This window comes from Roseicyclus sp. (assembly GCF_052168335.1).
Lineage (GTDB): Bacteria > Pseudomonadota > Alphaproteobacteria > Rhodobacterales > Rhodobacteraceae > Roseibacterium.
On the sequence record NZ_JBQLZP010000268.1, the window covers coordinates 1 to 5185 of the forward strand.

The following is a 5185-nucleotide window of genomic DNA, read 5'->3' on the forward strand; positions in this document are numbered from 1 at the left end:
CGGGATGCGGCCTCGTCCATCCGCTCGTCGTCCAGTTCGCGGGCTGAGGCGGATCAGTTTCGGGCGAGGCGGGCGGCCGGGGCCGGGTAGGCGCAATCGGCCAGCGTGCTCCGGTTCAGCTCGGCGATGAAGGCGCCCTCGGCCTGCGAGAGCCGCGACTTCAGGCGGCATCCGGGGGTGAGGGTGCAGGCGTTCCCCGAGGGCAGGAAACATTCGACCAGCGCCTGACCGGCCTCGAGCCGCGCGACCACGTCGCCGAGCCGGATCTCCGCAGGGTCACGCGCGAGGACGGCGCCGCCCCCGCCGCCCCGCCGCGTCTCGAGGAGGCCCTCGCCCGACAGCGCCGACACCACCTTGGCGAGATGGTTGCGCGAGACGTCCAGCTCGGCCGCAAGCTCGCCGGTGGTGAAGGCGCGGCCCGGCTCGCCCGCGAGGCGCATCAGCACGCGGAGCCCGTAGTCGGTGAAGGAGGTGAGGCGCAAGGTCGCGTTCCCCGTAATGGTATTTGAAATGCGCATTGGGGCGCTGTAATCCGCATCTGAGATACCGGTTCAGAGCGCGCGCGTCGAGTCCCGACGGCGGCGCGCGGGCCGGACCGGAAGGGAACCCGACGATGACGGCAACGACGGCGCAGCGCATGCGGAACTGGGAGGGGCCGACCCTCCTCTCCTACGGGTTCCGCCCCTTCTTCCTCGGGGCGGCGCTCTGGGCGGCGGCGGCGATGGCGCTGTGGGTGCCGATGCTCGCGGGGCGGGTGGCACTGCCGACGGCGTTCGACCCGGTCGGCTGGCACGCGCACGAGTTCCTCTACGGCTACCTCGGCGCGGTGATCGCCGGGTTCCTCCTGACGGCGGTGCCGAACTGGACGGGGCGGCTGCCCATCGTGGGGTGGAGCCTCGGCGCGCTCTGCCTGCTCTGGCTGGCCGGGCGGCTCGCCGTGGGCGTCTCCGCGACGCTGCCGCCGCTCTACGTGGCGGCGGTCGATCTCGCCTTCCCGGTGGCGGTCGCGGTCGCCATCGGGCGGGAGATCGTCGCGGGGCGCAACTGGCGCAACCTCGTCGTCCTGGGAATGCTGGCCGTCTTCGCGCTGGGCAACGGGCTCTTCCACTGGGAGGCCGCGCAGGGCCTGCCCTCGGCGCAGGGGGCGGGACTGCGGGTCGGGCTTGCGGCGGGCATCATGATGATCGCCGTGATCGGCGGGCGCATCGTGCCCTCCTTCACGCGGAACTGGCTGGTCAAGCGGGGGGCGCGGCACCTTCCAGCCAGCCCGATGCAGCGGCTCGACAAGGCGGCGCTCGGCGTGCTGCTGGCCGCGCTGCTCCTCTGGGTCGCGCTGCCGTTTCACGCCGTCACCGGGGGCGCGCTGCTGCTGGCGGCAGGCCTCCACCTCGTCCGGCTCGCGCGCTGGCGCGGGCACGATACGCTCCCCGAGCCGCTCGTGGCGGTGCTGCACGCCGGATATGCCTTCGTGCCCTTGGGCGCGCTCGCGCTCGGGGCGGAGATCCTCGTGCCCGGCCTCCTCGGCGCGGCGGCGGCGCAGCACCTCTGGACGGGCGGCGCGATCGGGCTGATGACGCTCGCGGTGATGACGCGGGCGACGCTGGGACACACCGGCCAGCCGCTCCATGCGGGGCCGGGGACCGTGGCGATCTACGCCGCGCTCGTGCTCGCCGTCGCCGCGCGCGTCGCGGCGGGGCTCTGGCCCTGGCAGGCGCCGCTCCTCCAGTCTGTCTCGGGCGCCCTCTGGCTCGTCGCCTTCGGCGGCTTCGCCGCGCTCTACGGGCCGCTCCTCCTGCGGCTGCCGCCGGGCAAGCGGAGCTGAGCGCATGGGCTGGGGCGAATACGCGCTCGCCTTCGGAGCGTTCTTCCTGAGCCATTCGCTGCCGGTCCGACCGCCGCTCAGGCCGTGGCTCGTGGCGCGGCTCGGGCGGGCGGGCTTCGGCGTCGCCTATTCCGCGCTGTCGCTCGCCGTCCTCGCCTGGCTGATCGGCGCGGCGGGAAGGGCGCCCTACGTGCCGCTCTGGGACTGGGCGCCGTGGCAGAACCACGTGCCGCTCGCCGTGATGCTGCCGGTCTCGATCCTCCTCGCGTTGGCCGTCGCCCGGCCCAACCCGTTCTCCTTCGGCGGCGTCCGCAACGCCGCGTTCGACCCGGGGCGGCCGGGCGTCGTCGCGCTGACGCGGCATCCGCTCCTCCTGGCGCTGACGCTCTGGGCCGGGGCGCATGTGGTGCCGAACGGCGACCTCGCGCATGTCGTGCTTTTCGGGAGCTTCGCGGCCTTCGCGCTTCTCGGCGGACGTCTCCTGGACCGGCGCAGGCGGCGCGAGATGGGAGAGGCCTGGCACAGGCTCGACGCCGCGCGCCGCCGCTGGCCACGCCCCGAGAGCTGGCCCCGCGCGGCCATGCGCGTCGCCGCGGGGATCGCGCTCCATGCCGCGCTCCTGTGGCTGCACCCCCGGCTCTTCGGAGTGGCCCCGCTCGGCTGAAGCCCGTCAGGTCGTGTAGTCGTCGATCAGCCGGTTCGGCTTGGCGAAGCGCTCGAGATCGGCGCGGTCGGTGATGCGGATGCGCGTGCCGCTGACGGTGACGCCGTAGGGCTGGAGCCCCTTGAACGCGCGGCTGAGGTTCTCGGGCGTCATGCCGAGCACCGAGGCGACGCGCCGCTTCTCGTAGTCGAGGACGAAATCCTCGCCGCCGCCCGCGTTCTTCTGCTGCCGCAGGAGGTAGTTCGCCAGCCGCTCGAGCGAGGTGCGGAGCTTAAGATCCTTCTGCGCCTTGATGACCGAGCGGTAGCACTGCGCGAGTTCCGTCACGATCGCCCGCGCGAAGGCGCCGTCCGCGTCGAAGACCGCGCGCACGTCCTGGCTGGGGATGAGCGCGATGCGGCTCTTCTCCAGCGTCCGGGCCGACATGAGGTAGGGCGCGTCCCGGATCGTCGCGGCGAGGATGAAGGTCGAGATCGGCCGGACGGTCGCCATGCTCGTCTCCCGCCCGTTCCACTGCGAGAAGAGATCGACCGTTCCCGACAGGACGATGTGCAGGAAGTCGCTCGGATCGCCTTCGGTGATCAGCTCGATCTGCGGCGGGAAGTTCTGCACGTAGGCGCCGCGCATCAGCGCGGTGAAACTCTCGTCCGCCATGTCGTGGAACAGATGCAGGCTCCGGACATCGGGATAGTCCGATTCGGGCATTCCCTTGAGCAACGCGGGTCCCTCCCTTCGTCGGTCCGGTCTCCGGCGGTTCCCCCTCACGCTTGACAAAGATCAAGCGCGCGTTTGCCTTCCGCCGCGCCATTCCTTGATCGCACATCGCGCCGGTCCTGACAATCTTCGGCTAAGCATTTATTTCGGCAGGATTTTCCAGGTTCATGATCCAGATCAAGTCCGTGCCGTTCCCTCCTGCGCCCTAAGGGTTCGCAGAACGCGCTCGGCGCCTGCCCGGCAGGCCCAGACCGGAGGGACACGATGGAAATCATGCTGGCCTATGACCATTCGCGCAATGCGCGGATCGCGCTCGACGCGATCAGGGAGATGTTCGGCGCGCTCAGGCCGAACGTCACGCTCGTCTCGGTGATCGAGGATGTCGGCAGCGCCACCTCGGGCGCCGACGACCTCTTCCACGAGCAGTACGCGGTCCAGAAGGCGGGCGCCGAGGAGGCCGCCGCCACGCTGGCCGCGGACGGCTTCACCGCCCGCGTCGTGCTGGCCGAGGGCGATGCGCGCAAGATGCTCCTGCGCGCGACGGAGGAGCGCAAGCCCGACCTCCTCGTGATGGCGCGACACTCCTACCAGCCCGACAGCGGGCCGCTCGGCTTCATCACCCGCCGCATCGACGCGCTGGTCGAGGAATTCGACCACATGACCTTCGGCTCGGTCTCGGCCTTCCTCGCGCGACGCGTGAAGTGCCCGATCCTCATCATCCCCACGCACGTCTCCGCATCCGAGATGCAGGCGGCCGAGTAACCCCGAACAAGGAACGGACCCATGCAAGTCTCGGACCTCTTCCGGTTCAGGAATCGCGAAATCCGCGCACTCCACCTGACCTGGATCGCCTTCTTCATCACCTTCTACGTCTGGTTCAACATGGCGCCGCTGGCATCCTCGATGCTGGCCTCGGCCGACTGGCTGACCCGCGACGACATCCGCCTCTTCGCCATCGCGAACGTCGCGCTGACCATCCCCGCCCGCATCCTCGTGGGCATGGCGCTCGACAAGTGGGGGCCGCGGCGGGTGTTTTCCGTCCTGATGGTCACGATGGCCGTGCCCACGCTGTTCTTCGCCTTCGGCGACACGGCGATGCAGCTCTTCATCGCGCGCCTCGTGATGTCCTCGGTCGGCGCCTCCTTCGTCGTCGGCATCCACATGACCGCGCTCTGGTTCAAGCCGCGCGACATCGGCTTCGCCGAGGGATTCTACGCCGGCTGGGGCAACTTCGGCTCGGCGGCCGCCGCCATGACCATCCCGACCGTCGCGCTGGTGGTCTTCGGCGGCGACGACGGCTGGCGCTACGCGGTGGCGGTCTCGGGCGTCATCATGGCGCTCTACGGTGTCTTCTACTGGTTCGCCATCACCGACGGCCCGACGGCGGACACGCACCGCAAGCCCCGCAAGGCCGCCGCGCTCGAGGTCTCGAGCTATCGCGACCTGGGGCTCCTTGTGGTCTTCACCGTGCCGCTGGTGGGCATCCTCTCGATCCTCGTCTACCGCGTGCAGCTCATGGGCTACATCGACGCCTTCGTGGCCTCGATCTGCTACGCCGCCATCGTCGTCGTGGTCATCTACCAGGTCTGGCAGGTGCTGCGCGTGAACCTGCCCATCCTGCGCAAGGGCGTGCCGCAGGACGACCGTTACCCGTTCAGCTCGGTCGCGGCGCTCAACACGACCTACTTCGCCAACTTCGGCGCGGAGCTGGCCGTCGTCTCGATGCTGCCGATGTTCTTCCAGGAGACCTGGGGCCTGACGCCCGTGACGGCGGGCCTGATCGCCTCGGCCTTCGCCTTCGTGAACCTCGTGGCGCGTCCCATGGGCGGCCTCGTCTCGGACCGGATGGGCAACCGCCGCTTCGTGATGCTGGCCTACATGCTCGGCATCGCCATCGGCTTCGCGCTGATGGGCCTGCTCGACAGCTCGTGGCCGCTGATCATCGCCATCGCCATCACCATCGGCTGCTCCTTCTTCGTGCAGGG

General features: G+C 70.3%; 6 protein-coding genes. 4 read left to right on the top strand and 2 right to left on the bottom strand.

The genetic code is table 11. The annotated features are described in order from the left end of the window. Positions 1-53: 53 nt before the first annotated feature. Positions 54-482: an RrF2 family transcriptional regulator gene (locus ACTS11_RS08090; RefSeq protein WP_442639816.1), complete on the bottom strand. Its 429-nt coding sequence runs from the start codon at positions 480-482 to the stop codon at positions 54-56. Positions 483-613: 131 nt separating this feature from the next. Here ACTS11_RS08090 and ACTS11_RS08095 point away from each other — a divergent pair, with 131 nt between their 5' ends. After that, positions 614-1822 carry an NnrS family protein gene (locus ACTS11_RS08095; RefSeq protein WP_442639817.1) on the top strand — a complete coding sequence of 403 codons (1209 nt, stop codon included), beginning with the start codon at positions 614-616 and terminating at the stop codon, positions 1820-1822. A gap of 4 nt (positions 1823-1826) precedes the next feature. Continuing rightward, positions 1827-2486 carry an NnrU family protein gene (locus ACTS11_RS08100; protein WP_442639818.1) on the top strand — a complete coding sequence of 220 codons (660 nt, stop codon included), beginning with the start codon at positions 1827-1829 and terminating at the stop codon, positions 2484-2486. 6 nt (positions 2487-2492) lie between these two features. Here the strand turns inward: ACTS11_RS08100 and ACTS11_RS08105 are convergent, their stop codons facing one another. Continuing rightward, positions 2493-3191 (bottom strand): cyclic nucleotide-binding domain-containing protein, encoded by a 699-nt coding sequence (locus ACTS11_RS08105; RefSeq protein ID WP_442639819.1) that lies wholly within the window; start codon positions 3189-3191, stop codon positions 2493-2495. 273 nt (positions 3192-3464) lie between these two features. Between ACTS11_RS08105 and ACTS11_RS08110 the strand changes: the two genes are divergently transcribed. Further along, entirely contained in the window at positions 3465-3962 is a 498-nt protein-coding gene (locus ACTS11_RS08110) for a universal stress protein (protein ID WP_442639820.1), read from the top strand. 21 nt (positions 3963-3983) lie between these two features. Beyond that, positions 3984-5185: MFS transporter (locus ACTS11_RS08115; protein WP_442639821.1), on the top strand; the 1202-nt coding region annotated here is incomplete at its 3' end.

Excerpts from the sequence above, each read along its gene's own strand:
- ACTS11_RS08095 (WP_442639817.1), top strand. The coding sequence starts at position 614 with ATGACGGCAACGACGGCGCAGCGCATGCGGAACTGGGAGGGGCCGACC.
- ACTS11_RS08110 (WP_442639820.1), top strand. The coding sequence starts at position 3,465 with ATGGAAATCATGCTGGCCTATGACCATTCGCGCAATGCGCGGATCGCG.
- ACTS11_RS08100 (WP_442639818.1), top strand. The coding sequence starts at position 1,827 with ATGGGCTGGGGCGAATACGCGCTCGCCTTCGGAGCGTTCTTCCTGAGC.
- ACTS11_RS08105 (WP_442639819.1), bottom strand. The coding sequence starts at position 3,191 with ATGCCCGAATCGGACTATCCCGATGTCCGGAGCCTGCATCTGTTCCAC.